This is a genomic window from Marinobacter sp. DY40_1A1, from assembly GCF_016597815.1.
GTDB classification, from domain to species: Bacteria; Pseudomonadota; Gammaproteobacteria; order Pseudomonadales; family Oleiphilaceae; genus Marinobacter; species Marinobacter xiaoshiensis.
In genome coordinates this window covers 22,797-41,218 of record NZ_VCHA01000006.1, presented here as the reverse complement: position 1 = coordinate 41,218, position 18,422 = coordinate 22,797, and the positions used below count along the sequence as shown (strand labels likewise).

Genomic DNA, 18,422 nt, shown 5'->3' with positions numbered 1-18,422 from the left:
AATCTGATCTGGCGTGGCTTAAACATTGGCTCTTAAATCGCTCAGCGTGACCATCAACATCATTGGGTCAAGGGGCGAAGGGTTGAAACCCAGCCGTTGATAAAACTCTTTAGCCGACTCAGACAAGGCATGAACCACCATTCCTCTGATACCAATGGCATCCGCCGCCTGAATAACCCGCAATCCTGCATCGCGAACCAAGGCACGGCCCAAGCCTGCGCCTTGATACGAACGATCAATGGCCAACCGCCCAAGTACCACAACCGGAATCGGGTCTGGCATATTGCGCTTGAAGCGACCCGAGGTATGGCTTGCAACCACAGCACCGGACGCCAGGGCGTAATAGGCTTTCACCTGATTGCCTTCACAGACCACAAAGGTTCGGGATGCGCCACTGGCCTGGTTCTTCAATGCACGGCGTTTGAGCCAGTAGTCCAAACTGGGCTCCGAGGAATCAAAACTCTCCGCGTCATGCTCAGGCCCAATGGGTGTGGGCGCCGATAGTGTCATTCCGTGTCCCAAGGTGCCGGAGTTTGCAAGGTTTTACGCAACCGCTCATTCGGTGTCGGCGGCATATCCAGTTGTTCAAGAAACGCCCGATACGCCTCCGGTGTTACCGAGATAACAGCCTGATCCATAATGGCTTCCTCGGCGGCAATGCGAGCTGCCTCAAGAACAAACTCTGTGCGATTTTTTCCCCGAGCCTTGGCGGCGCGATCAATCAAACCACGCTCTTCGGGTTTGATCCGAATGTTCAGAGTTTCACGCTTGGGCTGATCCGTGTTTGCTGAAATCATGATGAGATTCCTCTTTTGATAGTTCCAAGCGTAGCAGGACGTACTGCTAATGTCATTACAGATAAGACGATCTCAATCTACATATCACCTTATCCCGGAATCCCGGAGTCTATTAGCGAGTAACAGGTAACGGTTAATCAGAATCCAGGCTATCAGCCCAGCCACACCGGCCTGATTGCTTGGTCAGCGCAATGAGCCGGCTTTCCAGATACTTTACATGGGATTTGGTGAGGTTCTGGTCTTTGCTGGTGATCAGACACACCCGCTCCCAGAAATCCTTGCCGCCCTCGTCTTCCGGGTGCGCCCTTGTCTTCCGGCTGGTTGTGCTGCTTCAGGCGCTTGGCTACGTCGTCGGACTCGCCGATATACATCAGAGGGCGTAAGGCATTGTCAGGGTCTGGCCCCCACCAGGAACAGCCGGATACCGCGACCGTGCCTCACGCTATGACCTCCGATCCTGCTTCTAATACTTCCCGGTCAAAGGCACTTTCATCGGCAGGTGGCTGCCAATCGCGCACATCGATTTTGCCAGTGACTGCGGCGGAGATTAGGGCGGAGCGGCGTTCTTGTAGTATCTCAATGCTCTCGTTAGTCTGCTTAAAAAGTGCTGCCATCTGATCAAGTTGAACCTTGATAAAGCGACCAATCTTGAGCTGCTCGTCGAGATCCGGAATGGGTATTTTGAAACCCAGTATTTGCTCAGGGCTAATGTGGGGAACACTCACTCCAGTGAGATCAGGCTCCACATAAATCTTGAATATCTCTGAAGCAAGAAAGTAATATAGATACCCGTCATCAAGCCATGAATTGGGGGTAATTGCAGCGACTCGCTGAAGAAGTAAACATGGCATATCTGCTTGAGCCACCCGCGCTATCCGCATTCCCTCGCTAATCCAAGGCCTGTCCATCCCTAAAACGATCTGACCCTCTTTCATGAGATAACCTAGAAGCTCCCCGCCTTCATCGAGCTGCCAATAGACGGCATCAACCCATTTGAGTGAGCCAACACCGATATTGACACCACGTAAAAGCCGAACGTCTGATTCATCATGCGAAAACGATGCAGAAGGAAAAGGGAAACCAGTCAATATGTCTGCATAGTGGCCTAATTTTGAAATCTGCCAATGCCCTGGCACATCCCCAAGCCACTCTACCCCAGAGTCCTTCATGGGCACACTCGGATCAAGCCCCTTGGTCACCGCATGGGAAATCACCGCTTGGCGCTTTTCCTGAAGCAGCGCTATCAGGCGCTCCTGCTCGCGGATCAAGGCGTCGATTTTGGCGGTTTCGTGGTCTAGGAAGCGGGCGATTTTGGTTTGTTCAAACTCACCAGGGACAGGGACAACAATATTTTTCATCTCTGAAAAACCTGTGCTCCATAAGTCCGCAACGATCCCTTTGCCATTTCTGTAGAACTCTTCTTGAAAAACTTCTGACCTAAATAAGTGGTGAGCATAGCGACCAGATATTTCTTTTGGTTCAAGCACAATGCAAATCAGTGAAACAGAACCATCGAGCCGAGATAAACCTGATGAGCCTTTCCGGTCAGATCGGCTGTTGATCACAAAGTCACCCGCAACAACTTTTTTCCTGTTGTCACCGTCCTGAGTTTTAGCTGCTGTCTCGAGCCTCGGTACAATACCGTTTTTGGTAACAGAAAGAGGCTGGAACTCTTTGTCGCTAACCTTTTCTCTACGTTCCGTAAAAAAGTGCCCAAGTCTTTTTTGAACCCAAGTTTTGGGTAACGCCCCGATCCAGTCAAAACCTGATTCCTTGTATTCTGGATACTTGGGAATGCTCATGCCGACAACCCCTCAATCATCTGCTTGATCCGGTCAGTACATTCCTTGAGATCTGCGTCGATCTCTTCCAACGGCCTCGGTGGCGTGAATTCATAAAAGTGCCGGTTAAACGGAATCTCAAACCCAACAATGCCGACCTCACCATCCTTCTCGTCGCGCTTTGACTCGTCGATCCAGGCGTCCGGCACATGGGGTATGACTTCCCGCTCAAAGTAGTCGTACACGGACTCGCCCAGCGGTACGTTTTCGTTGTCGCGCAGGCCGGTGTCTGGCTCGGGATTGCCTTTGCTGTCGGTGCAAGTATTGGCGTCTGGATCGCGCTCACTCAGGGCGTTAAGCAGTGCTTTCAGTTGCGGCGCACTCAAATACACCTGATGGTCAGTGAGTGAGGCCTTCAATGCCTTTTGGAATTGCTTGCGGTTTTGGTACAGGGTATCGGCGTCCATAGCGCGGCAGGCGGCCAGAATCTTGTCCTGGTCTTCCTGATCCATCTTCTGAATGGCCTTCTCACCCGCAATGAGTGCAATTCGATTTTCCGAGGCCTGGAAGTTCAGCTTAAGCGGACGTTCAACGGTAATGCGTCGGTAGCCAAAGGCTTCAATCGGGAAGATTTTGCTCTTTTTGGTTTCTTGGAAATCACCGTACAGACGCACGATGTCGTCCTGATCCGAGTCACTGACAAACTGACGCTTGCTGCCCAAGGATTTGCGCATCTTGGTGGCGCGATCGGTTGCGTCGATCAGCTGCACTTTGCCCTTGCGTTCGGCAGGCTTGTTGTTCGATAGCACCCAGATGTAGGTTGCAATACCGGTGTTGTAGAACATATCGGTAGGCAAGGCCACGATGGCTTCTACTATGTCGTTCTGCAGCAGGTAGCGCCGGATTTCCGATTCACCGCTGCCGGCGCCACCGGTAAACAAGGGGCTGCCATTGAGAATAATGCCAATACGGGAACCACCGTCACGGGCATCGCGCATTTTGCTGACCAGGTGCAACAGGAATAGCAGTGAACCGTCAGACACCCGCGGCAGGCCCGGGCCAAAGCGGCCATCAAAGCCCCGGTGCTTGTGTTCGTCGTTCACCTGTTTCTGAACCTTCTTCCACTCCACGCCAAACGGGGGATTGGACAGCATGATGTCGAACGTATTGGCGGCCAGCTGGTCATCCGACAGGGTGTTGCCCAGTTTGATGTTGCTGACCTCCTGCCCTTTGATCAGCATGTCAGCCATACAGATGGCATAGGACTCCGGGTTCAGCTCCTGCCCGTGCAGGGAAACCGTTACACCCTTACTGATTTGCTGGATGTACTCGTCGCCCTCAGACAAAAATCCACCGGTGCCCGCCGTAGGATCGTAGATGGTCACGATGCTGTTGGGTGCGAGCTTCTTTTCCTGTCCGGTCAGAACCAGGGAAGTCGTCAGGTGCACGATGTCCCGTGGGGTAAAGTGCTCCCCGGCGGTTTCATTAGAGCTTTCAGCAAACTTGCGGATCAGCTCTTCAAAGATGATCCCCATGCCGAAGTTGGTGATGATACTGGGGCTCAGGTCGATGCTGGCGAACCGTTGCACCACCTGGTACAGCAAGTTATTCGCGTTGAGCTGCTGAACAAAGTCTTCAAAGTTGAAGTGTTCGAAAATCTCCCGTGCTTCCTTACTGAAGGACTGGATATAGCTCATCAGGTCATCAGCCGTCTGGCTGTCCGACAGAGTGCCCAGGGTCAGAGGTGAGGCATTGAAGAACTGCTGGTCAGCGGCCCGAAGCAACAGCTTTTCGCGCACTGAGTCCGGTTTGGTCTGATGCTCGTTGGCCGCGGCCAGTACCCGTGCCTTGTTGGGTTCCAAAACGCACTCCAAACGGCGCAGCAGCGTAAAGGGCAGAATGATCCGGCCATACTGGCTTTGCTTGAAGTCCCCGCGCAACAGGTCGGCTACCGACCAGATAAAAGCGGCGGTTTGCGAGTGGCTGGTTTTGTCCTGGCTCATCCGTGGAACTCCGTTAAAGGGTAAAAAGATAAATAGTAAAAGGTGCCTAGCGTGTTTCGGCCGGCTCGGCGAGCCGCTGAAGTGAGGCGTTCAATGTTGTTCTGCTCACTTCAAAATGTTCAGCGACTTCTTTCTTCGTGATCTTGGGGTCCAACAACATGGCCGCCGCTTTCCTGATGTCGGAGTCGGACATGGAGGGTTTGCGACCACCCTTCCGTCCTCTCGCCCGAGCGGCTGCAAGACCGGCGATTGTGCGCTCACGAATCAGACTGTGCTCGAACTCGGCTAGGGCGCCAAAAATATGAAAAACCAATCGGCCACCGGAGCTAGTCGTGTCTATGGACTCTGTAAGCGATTTGAACCCAATCTCTTTTTCGTTGAGATCCTGAATAATCTCAACCAGATCTTTGAGTGATCGGGCGAGTCTATCCAGCTTCCAAACAATTAAGGTGTCTCCCTTCCGGAGCATACGAAGACATTGCGACAGCTCCGGTCGCTCTCGAAGCTTACCGGTAATTTTTTCCTGGAAGATCTGTTCGCACCCTGCTTTTCCTAAAGCGTCCACCTGATACTCAGGATTTTGGTCTTGGGTGCTGACTCGTGCATAACCTACGATCATAAAAGGTGCCTTTTCTGTTCATAGATTGTTGTACGTGATTGTTGGACGCAAAACAAGAGAAATAACGGGTTTTTTGAGAGAGCGGGCAAGTGTCCAGAAAACGACCGTTTATTAACTGCTTAAAAAGTTATCAAAAAAAGCGAGCGAGAAGGTCAATACCTGTTCTCTAATGGTGGCAAGCAATGCTAGTCCAGATTAATCTCTCAGAATCGACATTACTAACAGAATGATTTTTTTCACACTCTTAGAACTTGAGCGCTTGAATCGCTGGCGCTGGATGCGGTCATCGGTACAATGCTGGCACAACAAAGTTTGGGCCTACAAGTTATCAGCTGCGCCGGATCATGCAGAGCATCTCTCACTATGCTTTCCATCCGCTCTTGAGCGAAGATAACTTCTCGCTTACACAGCCGGATCGGCAGCTATACGTTTCGTAATTAAAGGGAGAGGAACTTGTCTTTTTCGGAGGGTGACACTATATACGGTGTCAGTAGAGTGGTACGATGACAGTCCTTGATGTGAAGCAGGAACTCTTGAGTCGCAAGGGAAACCTTAGATGCGTGGAAGTAATTGCACTACTTCAGCAGCTAGGCTTCGAGGTTCGCGACGGTAAGCGTGGAGGTCACAAGCTATATTTCCATGATGGACTTCCCGAATTTCACAGTGGCAGTTTTAATTGCGGTCACGGGAAAAACCCAGAAATTAAACAAGCCTACATAGCCAAGATTGTCAGAACCATTGATAACCATGAGGCGGCCCTCAGAAAATATTTTGAGGAGGAGAAATAAAATGAATGCGTATGCATACAACATTACTGTTCGCCAAGGTACTTTCGAAGGTGAAGAATGCTTTGAGGCCCGGGTGAAGGAGCTGCCAGACATTGCAGAGTACGGAGATTCACATGTTGAGGCTTATGAGCTAGCTCTGGATTCTATTGAAACGACTGCAGCAGTTCTCAATGAGAAAGGGCGAAAAATGCCTCTGCCCTGCGAACCTGAAGAAAATTTCAGTGGTCGAGTTACTCTTCGCCTTCCAAAGACATTGCATCGGGCCTTGGCAACCAAGGCTGAAGGAGAAGGCGTGAGTCTAAACCAGCTTTTAGTGGCAGCACTCGCAACATTTCGCGGTTTTGATGCAGTTTTGATGCATGATCGTGATAACTGGATCAATATTTGCGAACCTCAGAGCCATGACCACAAAACCATGGCAGGTGAAGTGATTTATATCAACCAGTACCGGGAATCTGCAGCACAATGGTCGTCGTGAATGAGCCATTAGAAAAGGCTAAGAAGGGGTTACAGTTTGAGGATGTATCTCAATCCAGGGTAGATGCTTGGGTTGAGCCAAAATTTGATCCTCGGTTCGGTTTAGGGGGGCAAGACTGCCGCCTTCAGCTCAAACACCACGTTGTCGAGTCCAACCTAATCGAAATCAAAGGTAATGAGTCCCCCTTCGATATCTTTCGTGTCTATATAGACGTTGGCGCCAGGCTTGTACTTCCAGGAGATAAGACAGAAGAGCGACCTATTGCTCAAATTGAAGCCTCATATAGGGTTGATTATCGGATAACCGAGACCTCACTTATCGAGGACAAGGCTGCACTGGATACTTTTGCTCTCGAGAATGCGAGCTATCACTTATGGCCCTATTGGCGTGAATTTGTGATGTCACAATCTCTCAGGATGAACTTGCCCAAAATTGCACTGCCTGTTCGGATGCTGAAGTCCTAGGCAGCTATCTGCAGACCTTGGCCAGAAATTTATTACATATGTACCAAGGCAGATTTTACTTGAGTCTTTAAAGCGTATTGTTGACGGCGATCCATTAGCACTTTGGCTCCCAATCGATCAATGCATTGAGGCTGTAGGCCTTGCCTATTCGGAAATATGAATGCGGGGACCAGGGCTGGGTCTCACCAATATCAGATATTGGAGTACCCCGCTGTCAAATTAGTTGTCCAGCTGGCGATTGTACCTAAATGTCACTAGTCGTGGCCGCATGAGAGCATTCATGCCACATTATCCCGAAGAACGTACGGCCGCAGAGCCCCACCTTGTGAACAGCATGCCTTTCAGGATGATAGTCTGGTTATACAGCCTCATCTCTTCAGTTTCTTGCGTTTTTGTTCAAGTTGCGTGAGGAGCACCCTACCAAAACCATGTTGTGACCTTATAGACCCATCGCCCAAAGCAAGTTGCGTCAAAAGTGCCGGCCAAAAACCATTTAAGCCGAGAATAAAGCGTTATTCATGTGACAAATGGGCACTATCCGATAACACTGAGCAATAAACACTCAGCATTAGCATCAACATGGTTTTAGACTTGCTCTTATATGAGCCAATGATTCCGGACACAGGCTTAGCTCACCCCCCCACCTTATAGTCTTGATGTACTTGGCCAAGAGGAGCTTTCAGAACCTGCCAACCATCCGGCCCAAATAGAGCGTTTCTAGAAGTGCCCAAAACCTTGCAGCCCATTTCAAAGCACCAAGTTGCGTATACAGTTCAAGTCTAAAACCATGTTGCGAACAATGATGAGGATTTCTTGTAATGATTGGGTACTATCCGACAACTCTGGCCAATAAACACGAGATTTTGGCACCAACATGGTTTTAGACTTGGTTCGACTTAAAACAGCTCATGTACTCTCAATCAGCTTTCGCTGTTGGCCATAAACTGCCTCAATCACAAATCGGTTATAGACCATTTGATAATCGGGAGAGGATTTTGCCAGCAAATGGCTTTTTCCTTGGCTTAACTCTCGATCTCCACGCTATGCTAAAACGGCTCCCTGACAAATATCGTTGAATGAAAATGGCCTCTGGTTCTTAAGCGGTATGGCATCTACTTTGATTTCGAAACTTACAACGCACAAGCCTATTTCGCGCAACGTATACGGAACTGATTGGCTCTGTGGTGATATACATGGGCAGTTTGACGCGCTTCAACTGGCACTGGCAGCAAAGGGCTTCCGACCAACTCGGGATCGGCTTTTCTTGTTGGGTGATGTAATAGACCGTGGACCAAAATCGAGGGAGATGCTGAACTGGGTGCTATCCACGGATTGTGTGCAGAGTGCCATGGGAAACCACGAGCTGATGTTTGTTGTCAGCTCGTTCGACTTCCGGTATCGGGAAGAACACCGAGCTATTGGAGGAGAGTGGGTCGATAAAATCGACTTTTCTGAGTATCGGAAGCTGACTACCCAATGCATAAAACAAATGCCCTTGACGATCACGCTAGAATGCGAAAATGGCAGCCTTGGGCTGGTACATGCACAGAGCCCCGTAGATAACTGGCAGGATGTTCTCCAGGCCACACCATCTGATGGCTTTGCGATTGATTGCACCTGGCCATGGGACCGAGCCCAAGGACCTGACCAGACAATAACCGGTGTGACAGCCGTTGTCTCTGGCCACATTGGCACAGCAGAAGTGGTTCAAAAAGGGAATCAGGTTTGGATTGATACCCTGGAGCAAACCGGGAACATAACCCTAGTGCAAGCTAACGAAATTATTAACTGGATTAGAGGACAAACAACAGATGGATGAGCGCCCTTTGTTAGTCGTTGATCTGGAAGCAACTTGCTGGGAAAACCGGATTACCCCAACGGGAGAAGGCCAGAATACCGACAACATGGAAATCATCGAGTTTGGCTGCGCTCTGGCCAATAGAAATGGCGAGTTACTGGATAGCCAATCGTTTCTGGTGCAGCCTGCGAAAAACCCTCAAATTAGCGAGTTCTGTACGTCGCTAACCAGTATCCGCCAATCAATGATCGAAGCCGCACCGCTATTCCCAGAGGTGTGCCGGATGATCGACGCGTGGCTGGGGCAACCCCATGAAAATTTCATCTGGTGCAGCTGGGGCAACTATGATCGCTTGCATATTCAGGCAGATGGAGAAAAGAATGGCGCGCTTCCGGTGATAATGAACTATCCGCACCTGAATCTGAAGCGCATTTGGCGCAGAACAACGGGGCAGAAGCGCAAGAATGGGATGATTCATGCCCTGGAGTATCACGGACTGACATTAGAGGGTCACCACCATCGTGGCATAGATGATGCCCGCAACATGGTTCGGTTACTTCCCTTTATGGACTGGTCGCTTGAAAGGGAACTGCTGACTCTGCCCAGCGCTTTCAGCCTGAGAGGCAGTTTTGCGTCAGATCGAATTGTCAGCGGTGAAGATATGGCCTCGGCAATCCGCGAGAAAGCTGGCAAGTGCAATCTGCGATAGGATGGTTATGAAACTCGTCTGTATTTCTGACACCCATAGCATGCATCGTCGGATACCAGAGATTCCAGAGGGTGATGTCTTAATCCATTCTGGCGACTGTCTGGGCGCTGGCACATTGGACAACCTGGAAGATCTCAACGACTGGCTGGGCACCCTGCCCCACAGACATAAGATTATCATCGCCGGCAACCACGACTGGGTGTTTCAAGAAGCTCCAGACCTCGCGCGGGATCTGCTGACGAATGCCACTTATCTCGAGGATAGTGGCGTTGAAATCGAGGGGCTAAGGTTCTGGGGCTCGCCCTGGACACCCACCTTCATGGATTGGGCGTTTATGCTCGACCGAGGTGAAGCGCTGCATGAGAAATGGGAGCTCATTCCTGATAACACAGATGTTCTTATCACCCATGGCCCGCCCAAGGGTTTTGGTGATGAGGCAAGCCTAGGTTTCCAGTGCCAGAACGTAGGGTGTGATCAGCTCTTGGACCGGATCCAACAGCTTGCCCTGAAAGCACACATTTTTGGCCATATTCATGAGGGTTATGGGGAGTACAGTTTAGGTAAAACCCGATTGATCAACGCCAGCACTTGTACTGTCCGGTACCAGCCAGACAACGCCCCTGTAGTGCTGGAGGTTTTCGCCAACAGCCATGTCGATGAAGAAGCTCTCGCCAATCCAAACTATAAGTAATCTTTTTGCATCGCTACCCAAGGATTTTTAGGGTTCAACCAGTCCCGCATCGATTGCCCACGTTGAAGCTGGCCTGCCTGCTCCCACTGCTTAATCCAATCCACAACTATTTGAAAATCCACCACATCATCAATATCCGATGGCTGCACATTCGGTACCACCCGGCCTTCTTTTTCAACGTAAAAAAATAACAGGTCAAAAACCGCCCGTTCATAGCTAGCACTCACACATAAAGGTGGCTCAATACCCCAGAGCGCGAAAGTCTCTGTCAAATCAACCAGTTCACGATTGCCAAACAGGAAGGATGTATCTGGGTAATCCGCACCTGCAATTTGCCATCTATCTGGCGGTCCAAAGTGGTGCCAGAGGGGCTTGTGCCGGCCAGGATGCGGGATGCAAAGAGCTGTCAGGCCCGTGATGTAAGACCCCGCCATTACCGATCTCTAACCTCTTTATGGCAATCTTCTGCAACTTTATCGCGTTCATCCTCATCAGAATTAAAGTGCTCCTCCCAGACAGAATCAAACGGTCGGTCATAGCGTACAACCAACCCTTTGAGCCGCTCCAGCGGCGTCAACTCATGCATTAGTAGCTCCGCTAACTCGTCCGCATGGGCTCCATACGCATCAAGATCTTTGAGGAGTTCCTCCTCTGTGATATGTGTAGCGCTCATAATGTGCCTTTTAAAAAATTGATGACTTGCTCATTGTTGTAGTCTTAGCCGGCCGAAGCTGCAACATGATATTGGTTTTGCTCTTTAGAATGGCTGTTTCAAGGCTTCTAGCCTGAGCGGCCGAGCAACTGTAAAACTTGCTTAATGCTGCGAACTATCTGGTGCCGGAGCATTACATTAAAAACTAGCGCCAAATTATTATGAGGGGAGGCGCAAGCCGAGCCGATAGCTGACCGGACAGGCTATGCCTGGCTGGGAAGAGAGGCCAACGGCCGGCAGAAAGGGCTTCGCCCGCCCCATGCAATACCGCAGTATAACAATGCTCCCGGTTCTTTCAGGCATTACCCTGGCCTTTAACTATCACCCCGCTAAAAGAGCGTTTTTCGGTAGGCGTTGCTTGGTAATGATGTAGATCGCATTCAACAGAGATTCGCTGGCGTTTCTTTCAAAGGCTATTTGTTTTGCCTGTTGTTGGAACTATAAGTTAGCCAGCATGGCCAATTTATGTTCGAACGCACAACCGCTTGTGGCCTCTCGCAATGTTTTCTTTTAAACAAAAGCGAACATTCGAGTCGGGGCTTTTCTTCAGAGCCTCCAGGCTAATCACAGCGATTTCATCCAGTATGTTTGGGACAGCGAATACGGGACGCTGAATGATGGCATGGCAGAAATGTCCGGGCTCGCCTAAGCTATTGTTTTATAAATTCATGTGCGACGTGTTTGATGGTTCAAAGTCAGCAATAATGACGCAGTCGAATTTCTGCGAGCATAAAGCGTGCGGCCTAATTTCTGTTATATGAGGGAAAGATAGCCATGGAGAACAGGTTTGCGGTCTCGCTGCATGATGTTGATCAATGGAAGCCAACCGATGAAGAGAGGCAGGCAAAAGTTGTTAAGCAACTGATGCACGAGTGCGAATCTCAGGGTGAGCAAAAGCCAAACCTCATTACCTCGGGATTTCGTGCTGATAGCTCTTCCGCTCAGATCGCCAGTGATTTGATCTCTGGGTTTTCTATACCTGCGGTCATCACTTCTGCTGGGTTCCTCCTAAAACATCTCGCCCCCCCTGATAATCGAGTACCTCAAAACCCGCCCTCAGAAAGAGGTCACGGTTGACTATAAAGGACACCGAGTTACTGTCCGAGGTGGTGGTGATGTTGCTAAAGAGCTACAGGATTTGGTCCAAAAAATAGATGAGGTCGAGTCCAGTGACGACCGAAAGAACATATAACCAGGCCGTGCACCGGATTCCAAAACCTGCTCTTCGCTTCAGTTTTGCCACCGGTGACGGAAGGCATTATGTGTATTTATACAGGCTGTATGCTTGAACAGTTTTTGATCAGGGTGTAGGCTTATTTTGTGTACTAAAATCGTACACCAATCGGTCAGGGTAATCCTGGAATGCTCGCACCCTTGAGGAGGGTTCAAGATGGCTGTCAAGCATACACCAACAGGTGAAGTTCACAGCGGTAACAAGGGCGGTAAAACTGGTTGCGGTTTCGATACCCGTGAAAACGCCAGCCATTGGGTTTCATCGCATGAAAGGATCACGTGCGGCAAAAACGGCTGCAAAAACTGATTCTTACATGGTTTGCTTCCGTTGCAGTTGGCCGGAGATCAAGTCAAACGGGGGCAAACCACTTAAGTACGTTCCGGCCTGCGGCCTCCACCGGACGCCCCTGACGGGCTGCTTATTTCAGTGTTAGCTGAAGGAGGAAAGGATCTCTGTGCAAAATGAGTCATTTTTTTTTGGACTTCATGGCCTTCAGTTAACTGAGCCGCAAATAGAACTTGGCAAAGGCATAGTAATTAGAAAGACCTATGCCAGTATTTTTGCCCCATTTATGGTTGCTTTCGCTCCTCCAGAATCCCCAGAGACGCACCACCCCGGTCCATGGTCCGCGGCTTCAGGTGGTGTCTCTTACGACATCTCGGCAGAGCTCGTAATCCCTCTCGAAAAAGAAGATGAACCCGCAAAGTCCCTTCAAACCGCACGCGTCATATTGTTCTTGCTTCGACTTGGGGTTAATCCAGCTATTACCTTGCCGGTATTTTCTAACATGGCGTTTTCGGAAGAAAACGCAGGTGCAAAAGATCAGACGCTCCACCCCTTTGAAGTTCAAGGGCGTTCTTTCCCATTGGCGGTAAGTGATAGTACAGCAGCCTACGAATCCCTGGAGTGGGTTCGGAACCATTGGGAAATAACTCAAAAGCTAGTGGATAGCAGCTCTGAATTTGCGCTGGCTAGCGACTCAATTGACCAGGGGCAGTTCATTCAAAATACAGCTCTCACCCTTGTGTCGTTGTGGGGTGCTCTAGAAGCATTGTTTTCACCAAGCTCGTCTGAACTTCGGTTTAGGGTTTCTGCTCTCATCGCCTCTTTTCTGGAGCCTCCTGGCACTGGACGAAGAGAGCGTCAAAAGAAAATTGCAAAGCTCTACGACGAACGGTCCAAAGCGGCCCATGGTCGTCCGAAGCACAGCCAGCTGCATTTGTTAGATACATTCAATTTGCTGAGAGAAGTGTTGTGCAAGGTCATTGAGCTTGGTTCTGTTCCAACGAGTGACCGTTTGGACTCTATGCTGTTTGGTGCGGATGCATGAAATCAGCTAACTGTGGTCTTGTAATAAAGTTGGTAACAAAACACATCTATAGCCTGCACTTTACGACATCAGATCACTTATAAAAATAAATAAAGTTGGTAACTTTCGAAGTCACTGGCACAAAACCGACCAATTTCCATCGTAATAAAGTTGGTAACTTTTCTCTCTAAGCCCTATCCCCGAGTGATATGGCACTATATGGTATAAGCCCTTACTTTCAATGGTCGCTGAAGGTGCCCGGAAATGAGTCGATATAGAGGGCAAAAACCGCACTTCAAGTGCTAAGGAAGGTCTGATTAATGCCTGATTTCTTGCTGAATAACTTTATTAGCTCGAAAAAAAGCTATTCAAAGGCAATTTAGGCAGGATCCAGCCCCTCTATTTGTTCATTTTTTCCTGTTTCCCGCTATTTCGGCGAAATTCGGGCGCACTGGCCTTACGTCAGTAGATATTTTTCACCGATCAGTAAGTTGGTGAATGCGGCAAGCAAATTCAACCGGGTACTATTTTTGGCCAAACCGCGATAGCGAACTTTGCTGTAGCCAAAGACTTGTTTGATGTACCGGAACGGGTGTTCCACTTTGGCCCGGGCGCTGGCTTTGAGCTTCTCGGCTTTCAGTTTGCGGGCGTCCAGCTTCTTCCGACTGCCGGGGCGTTTGGCAACGAACCAGAATACATTTTGGCGATCTTTATGCTCATCCCGCTTTTGAATGCCAAGATAACCGGCATCACCGAACACGCGCTGCTCGTCGCCATGAAGAAGGTTGCCGGCGGAAACAAGGTCGTGGACATTGGCGGCCGTCGTGTCGATGCTGTGAATCAATCCGAGCGTGTCATCGACGCCAATATGCATCTTCCTGCCAAAGTAATACTGTTTGTCTTTTCTGGTCTGGTGCATTTTCGGATCGCGCTCGCCGCTCTCATTCTTGGTGGAGCTTGGGGCAGAAATATGATGGACGCATCCACAATGCTGCCTTCACGCAGCATCAACCCATTTTTCTCCATGTGCTTGTTCACCTCCTTGAACAACACCTTGCCAAGGCCGTGGCGCCCCAGAAAATGACCGAACTTGAGAATGGTGGTTTCGTCCGGCAAACGATCCAGTTTCAAGCCAGCGAAGTACCGCATGGATTCGATCTCGTACAATGCGTTTTCCATGGCCGGGTCGCTGAGGTTGTAGAACAGCTGCATGCAGTGAACCCACAACATAGTGGGCAGCGGATACGGTGGTCGGCCCAACTGGCCCTTCGGGTAATATCGGGCTACCTTCTTCTCCAACTGCTTCCACGGAATCAGCTTGTCCATCCGTTCCAGAAAGACCGCGCGGCGAATCTGGTGCTTCTTGTTATGGTACTCGGCTTCGGAGAAGGTGATCTGATCCATGGTGGTGATGAATTCTGTGCGGTTGACGATGGCGGAATTATCGCTGATTTTGAGACTTATTTAGAGTCTCCCTAACAATTTCGACGAGCCATGGGCTAGCGCCCCTCGTATGACGGTGAGCGCTTTTCAAGAAAAGAGTCAACTCCTTCTTCAAAGTCTTCCGAACGCTGAGTCAGTATCAGTTGATCGGTGTCCATATAACTCACCGAATGACTGAGGGCCTGAGCAGCGGCGTTAATCCCCTGCTTGCACATGCGCAGTGGCACTGGCGGCATGGCGGCAGCCCGTTCAGCAAGTTCCAGCGCTTTTAGCAAGGCTTGTCCATCTGGTACCACCTCATCGGCGATACCCCAATCCAGCGCCAGCTCAGCATCAACTTTTTCCGCCAAGGCGAAAAAACGTTTGGTTTTGGCTGGGCCAATCAGACTAACCATACGGGGAATGCTACCCCAGCTCATGCTCATACCCCGTTCTATCTCAGGTACATAGAGAGTACTATTTCGTCCAAGCACACGTAGATCGCAAGCGGCGCTCAAGGCGACACCGGCACCAATACACCAGCCCTCAATAGCGGCGATAGTGATGGGTTCAAGTCGTTCCCAAAGCTCACACATCCTGGGTCCCAGCTGCATTTTTTTTCGCCATACTCCCAGTGCCGAAGTTTGGGCCCGTTCTGGCGTAATGGCCATCAGATCCATACCACCGCAAAAGACCTGCTCCTGGCCATGGAGGATGATGGCGGAAAGTTCGCTGTCGTCGTGAAGAGCCTGAGCCAGCTCGATCAACTCCTCCATTAGAGTAAAGTTGCAAGTGTTGAGCCGGTTCCCTGTGTCAAACTGGACGTTAAGTATCCGCCCTTTCTGGTAACAGGTAAGAGTTTTCCACTTGCGCTGTGTTGGCATGAACTAAGCTCCAAGGCAGAATTATTGGGTCGATTGGTGCGATGTGTGCCCTACAAATTGGCGGTAAGCTGGCGTAAACCAGCGATCCCACAAAAAATCTACAAAGCCATTAGTGACTATGCTGTCCTTGCGTCGTTATTGGATTGTAGTCCGGAGCAAGTCAGCTTTCAGGTCGTGGCACTTACCGTTTCTCAGTGCACTTAAGCGGGTAGCGCTCTGAGAAACCCTATGCACTATGTTTTTTGCCCATAGGGTTTCGAGGTAGGCTATTCTTTTTTTCTGCCCTGAATAATCCGATCCAAAATCATGGCACAGAGCACGATGGCAAGTCCCGCTAACAGCCCCTTGCCTGCTTCGAGCTGTTGCAGGGAGAAGAGCACGTCATACCCCAAACCACCAGCACCGATCAGAGCGGCGATCACCACCATCGACAGACTCATCATGATGCTCTGGTTGATCCCCGTCATGATGGAGTCTACAGCCAGTGGCAGCTCTGCCTTAAACAATACCTGCCGGGGGCTAGCGCCGAAGGCCAGCATAGCCTCAACCACGGAGGGGCTCACCTGTTGGATACCCAGAGTGGTAAGACGAATCATTGGCGGCATGGCAAATACAACGGTAGCCAACACTGCCGGCGGCTTGCCGATGGAGAAAAAGGCGATTGCCGGGATCAGGTAAACAAAACTTGGCATCGTCTGCATCATGTCCAGAACCGGGGTCAACACCGCGTTGAAACGTGGTTTTTTTGCAGCGAGGATACCTATCGGGATGCCAAACAGAAGGCAGACAAAAACCGAGGTCCCTACCAACGCCATAGTGCTCATCGCTTTATCCCAAAACCCGAAGAAGCCAAGATAAGCCAGTGCTGCCGCAGTAAAGACCACTACCCGCCAACCCGCCTTCTTCCAGGCCAACAACAGCAGCAGCAAGGTCATCACCGGCCAGGGAGTTCCGATTAACAGCAGATCCAACAGATCAAGCACCCCACGGATTGCATCGGTGATGGAACCAAAAAAAGTTTCCAGTGAAAGAGTCAGCCAATCGAACACTTCGTCAATCCAATAAGCTGATTTCAAAGCTACATCACGTGAGGTAGGGAAGGTCTCCAAATACTCCACTACACTAGCAGCGCTGAAGCGATAAACAGTTAAAGGGTAAGTGGCCAACATCAGCACCACACCAATACCAATACGATGTGCGCTCAAACCACCAGACTGTTCCTGACCTGTACACCATTTACTAAAATAGTTACGGTAGAAGTGATTAGCCAGACAGCCTCCGACACCGCGGCACAGGGCCAACAAACTTAACCCAAACAACAGACTTGCCTCAGGATAAGCTTCACTGCCCCACAGGCTCCGGCCAATGATCACCAGCGCCACTACATCAGCAACAACCAGCATCCAGAAAAGTGCCCAGACGTTACGACTGGCCGCCCAGAGAGGACCGAACAACACTGCCGCCAGATTAAAGCTGAACTTCTGTTCCTTCGCGATCCGTTCGAACTCACGCTGATAATAATCGATGGAACTGCCCAGGAAATCCTTCAGCTGTTTCGTTTCATTGTCGTTAATATCTTGACTCATGACATTACTTCCCATTCGACTCACCTTGAATACCACGCAGTAATTGACGCTTTGTGATAATACCCACTGCGGTATCTCCGTCTAGCACCACGATGGGTTCGTCATGATCCGCCGCCAGATCAATCAGCTGGTTCAGGTCCACATCTCGGGCAGCGGTGGGATATTGGCTGAGATCCAAGTTATCTGCCTTGAGGTTATGCTCTTTGAGATAGGCCTGTAACGGTTGCATCACCGTATGGGCAAAGACCAGTTTCAGTCGGGAGATATCTTTAACGAACTCCGCGACATAATCATCGGCAGGCGCCGTAATAATTTCTTCAGGAGTACCAATCTGTACGAACGCGCCATCCTTCATGATGGCGATGCGATGACCAATACGGAACGCCTCATCCAGATCATGAGTGATAAAGAGAGTCGTTTTCTTCATCACCTGAGCCAGTTCGACAAACTGGTCCTGTAACTGCCGCCGAATCAGGGGGTCCAGAGCGCTGAAGGGTTCGTCCATTAGCAGGATCTTAGGGTCGGCAGCCATCGCCCTGGCCAAACCGACTCGTTGCTGCATACCGCCGGAGAGTTCGGCGGGCATACGGTCGCCCCAGCCCGTGAGCTGCACCAGCGCGAGCTTGTCATCGGCGATCTTGAGGCGCTGTTGCTCATCCATGTTGCGCAGCTCGAGACTGAGTGCCACATTCTCTCTCACATTGCGGTGCGGCAGTAGCGCAGTGTGCTGGAATACCATGCCAATTTTCTCAGCCCGGATGCGCCGCAGATCTTGCTGATTCAAGGCGTTGATATTGTCTTCCCCCACCAGAATGTCTCCTGCGGTGGGTTCTATCAACCGGTTAATATGGCGGACCAGGGTGGACTTGCCGCTACCGGATAGGCCCATGATGCAGAACACTTCACCCTCTCGGACCTGGAAGGTAGCATCGGCCACCCCCACCACACAGGCAAACTCCTCAAGCACTTGCTCTTTGGTCAGCCCACGGCTTTTGATCGCCGCGAGGGCCTCATCGCTCCGTTTGCCGAAGACCTTCCAGACATTTCGGCATTCTATGGCAGGCAAGGGAGTACTCAAGTTTGTCATGTTAGACCTCTTGTTTTTGTTATCCGCTTTTTGATTTCAAGCGGCTAAGATGTCTCTGAT

General features: G+C 50.4%; 19 protein-coding genes and 1 pseudogene. 8 read left to right on the top strand and 12 right to left on the bottom strand.

Annotated features, from left to right (window positions below):
* Positions 1-18: 18 nt before the first annotated feature.
* The 6 genes from FFI61_RS15160 to FFI61_RS15140 all read right to left on the bottom strand — a co-directional run bounded on the left by FFI61_RS15160 (position 19) and on the right by FFI61_RS15140 (position 5,200).
* The gene (locus FFI61_RS15160) at positions 19-510 is read right to left on the bottom strand and encodes a GNAT family N-acetyltransferase (protein ID WP_200371592.1); all 492 of its coding nucleotides are present in this window, start codon (positions 508-510) and stop codon (positions 19-21) included.
* Positions 507-797: a DUF1778 domain-containing protein gene (locus FFI61_RS15155; protein ID WP_200371590.1), complete on the bottom strand. Its 291-nt coding sequence runs from the start codon at positions 795-797 to the stop codon at positions 507-509. Before FFI61_RS15155 ends, FFI61_RS15160 begins: the two co-directional genes overlap by 4 nt.
* A gap of 152 nt (positions 798-949) precedes the next feature.
* A complete protein-coding gene (locus FFI61_RS18075) occupies positions 950-1,168 on the bottom strand; it encodes a hypothetical protein (protein WP_353962126.1) in 219 nt (72 codons plus the stop codon).
* Between the two features lie 66 nt (positions 1,169-1,234).
* Positions 1,235-2,599: a restriction endonuclease subunit S gene (locus tag FFI61_RS15150; protein ID WP_200371588.1), complete on the bottom strand. Its 1,365-nt coding sequence runs from the start codon at positions 2,597-2,599 to the stop codon at positions 1,235-1,237.
* The gene (locus FFI61_RS15145) at positions 2,596-4,581 is read right to left on the bottom strand and encodes a type I restriction-modification system subunit M (RefSeq protein ID WP_200371586.1); all 1,986 of its coding nucleotides are present in this window, start codon (positions 4,579-4,581) and stop codon (positions 2,596-2,598) included. Before FFI61_RS15145 ends, FFI61_RS15150 begins: the two co-directional genes overlap by 4 nt.
* 46 nt (positions 4,582-4,627) lie before the next feature.
* On the bottom strand, positions 4,628-5,200 hold the full coding sequence (locus FFI61_RS15140) for a recombinase family protein (protein ID WP_200371584.1): 573 nt from the start codon (positions 5,198-5,200) through the stop codon (positions 4,628-4,630).
* Between the two features lie 560 nt (positions 5,201-5,760).
* Here FFI61_RS15140 and FFI61_RS15135 point away from each other — a divergent pair.
* The 6 genes from FFI61_RS15135 to FFI61_RS15110 all read left to right on the top strand — a co-directional run bounded on the left by FFI61_RS15135 (position 5,761) and on the right by FFI61_RS15110 (position 10,128).
* Positions 5,761-5,988 carry a type II toxin-antitoxin system HicA family toxin gene (locus FFI61_RS15135; protein WP_200371582.1) on the top strand — a complete coding sequence of 76 codons (228 nt, stop codon included), beginning with the start codon at positions 5,761-5,763 and terminating at the stop codon, positions 5,986-5,988.
* Between the two features lies 1 nt (position 5,989).
* Positions 5,990-6,466 (top strand): toxin-antitoxin system HicB family antitoxin, encoded by a 477-nt coding sequence (locus tag FFI61_RS15130; protein ID WP_200371579.1) that lies wholly within the window; start codon positions 5,990-5,992, stop codon positions 6,464-6,466.
* Entirely contained in the window at positions 6,454-6,930 is a 477-nt protein-coding gene (locus FFI61_RS15125; RefSeq protein WP_200371576.1) for a hypothetical protein, read from the top strand. The genes FFI61_RS15130 and FFI61_RS15125 overlap by 13 nt, the downstream gene beginning before the upstream one ends.
* Positions 6,931-8,035: 1,105 nt before the next feature.
* The gene (locus tag FFI61_RS15120) at positions 8,036-8,749 is read left to right on the top strand and encodes a metallophosphoesterase (RefSeq protein WP_200371574.1); all 714 of its coding nucleotides are present in this window, start codon (positions 8,036-8,038) and stop codon (positions 8,747-8,749) included.
* Complete coding sequence (locus FFI61_RS15115) at positions 8,742-9,437, top strand: 3'-5' exonuclease (protein WP_200371570.1); 696 nt, start codon at positions 8,742-8,744, stop codon at positions 9,435-9,437. Before FFI61_RS15120 ends, FFI61_RS15115 begins: the two co-directional genes overlap by 8 nt.
* A gap of 7 nt (positions 9,438-9,444) precedes the next feature.
* Positions 9,445-10,128: a metallophosphatase domain-containing protein gene (locus tag FFI61_RS15110; protein WP_200371569.1), complete on the top strand. Its 684-nt coding sequence runs from the start codon at positions 9,445-9,447 to the stop codon at positions 10,126-10,128.
* On the opposite strand, the gene FFI61_RS15105 is transcribed toward FFI61_RS15110, so the two are convergent.
* Positions 10,119-10,562 (bottom strand): hypothetical protein, encoded by a 444-nt coding sequence (locus tag FFI61_RS15105; RefSeq protein WP_200371568.1) that lies wholly within the window; start codon positions 10,560-10,562, stop codon positions 10,119-10,121. The two genes, FFI61_RS15110 and FFI61_RS15105, sit on opposite strands and share 10 nt — an antisense overlap.
* The gene (locus FFI61_RS15100) at positions 10,562-10,801 is read right to left on the bottom strand and encodes a hypothetical protein (RefSeq protein ID WP_200371565.1); all 240 of its coding nucleotides are present in this window, start codon (positions 10,799-10,801) and stop codon (positions 10,562-10,564) included. Before FFI61_RS15100 ends, FFI61_RS15105 begins: the two co-directional genes overlap by 1 nt.
* An 813-nt stretch (positions 10,802-11,614) precedes the next feature.
* Between FFI61_RS15100 and FFI61_RS15095 the strand changes: the two genes are divergently transcribed.
* Together FFI61_RS15095 and FFI61_RS18025 are read left to right on the top strand one after the other, a co-directional pair.
* Entirely contained in the window at positions 11,615-11,917 is a 303-nt protein-coding gene (locus tag FFI61_RS15095; RefSeq protein WP_200371564.1) for a hypothetical protein, read from the top strand.
* 611 nt (positions 11,918-12,528) lie between these two features.
* Complete coding sequence (locus FFI61_RS18025) at positions 12,529-13,404, top strand: HEPN domain-containing protein (protein WP_200371560.1); 876 nt, start codon at positions 12,529-12,531, stop codon at positions 13,402-13,404.
* A 436-nt stretch (positions 13,405-13,840) separates the two neighbouring features.
* Here the strand turns inward: FFI61_RS18025 and FFI61_RS15085 are convergent.
* The 4 genes and pseudogenes from FFI61_RS15085 to FFI61_RS15070 all read right to left on the bottom strand — a co-directional run bounded on the left by FFI61_RS15085 (position 13,841) and on the right by FFI61_RS15070 (position 18,362).
* Positions 13,841-14,787: pseudogene (locus FFI61_RS15085) on the bottom strand (IS5 family transposase).
* Between the two features lie 95 nt (positions 14,788-14,882).
* The gene (locus tag FFI61_RS15080; RefSeq protein WP_200371559.1) at positions 14,883-15,689 is read right to left on the bottom strand and encodes an enoyl-CoA hydratase/isomerase family protein; all 807 of its coding nucleotides are present in this window, start codon (positions 15,687-15,689) and stop codon (positions 14,883-14,885) included.
* 266 nt (positions 15,690-15,955) lie between these two features.
* Positions 15,956-17,290: an ABC transporter permease gene (locus FFI61_RS15075; protein ID WP_200371558.1), complete on the bottom strand. Its 1,335-nt coding sequence runs from the start codon at positions 17,288-17,290 to the stop codon at positions 15,956-15,958.
* Complete coding sequence (locus tag FFI61_RS15070) at positions 17,280-18,362, bottom strand: quaternary amine ABC transporter ATP-binding protein (RefSeq protein WP_200371556.1); 1,083 nt, start codon at positions 18,360-18,362, stop codon at positions 17,280-17,282. The genes FFI61_RS15075 and FFI61_RS15070 overlap by 11 nt, the downstream gene beginning before the upstream one ends.
* Positions 18,363-18,422: the final 60 nt, after the last annotated feature.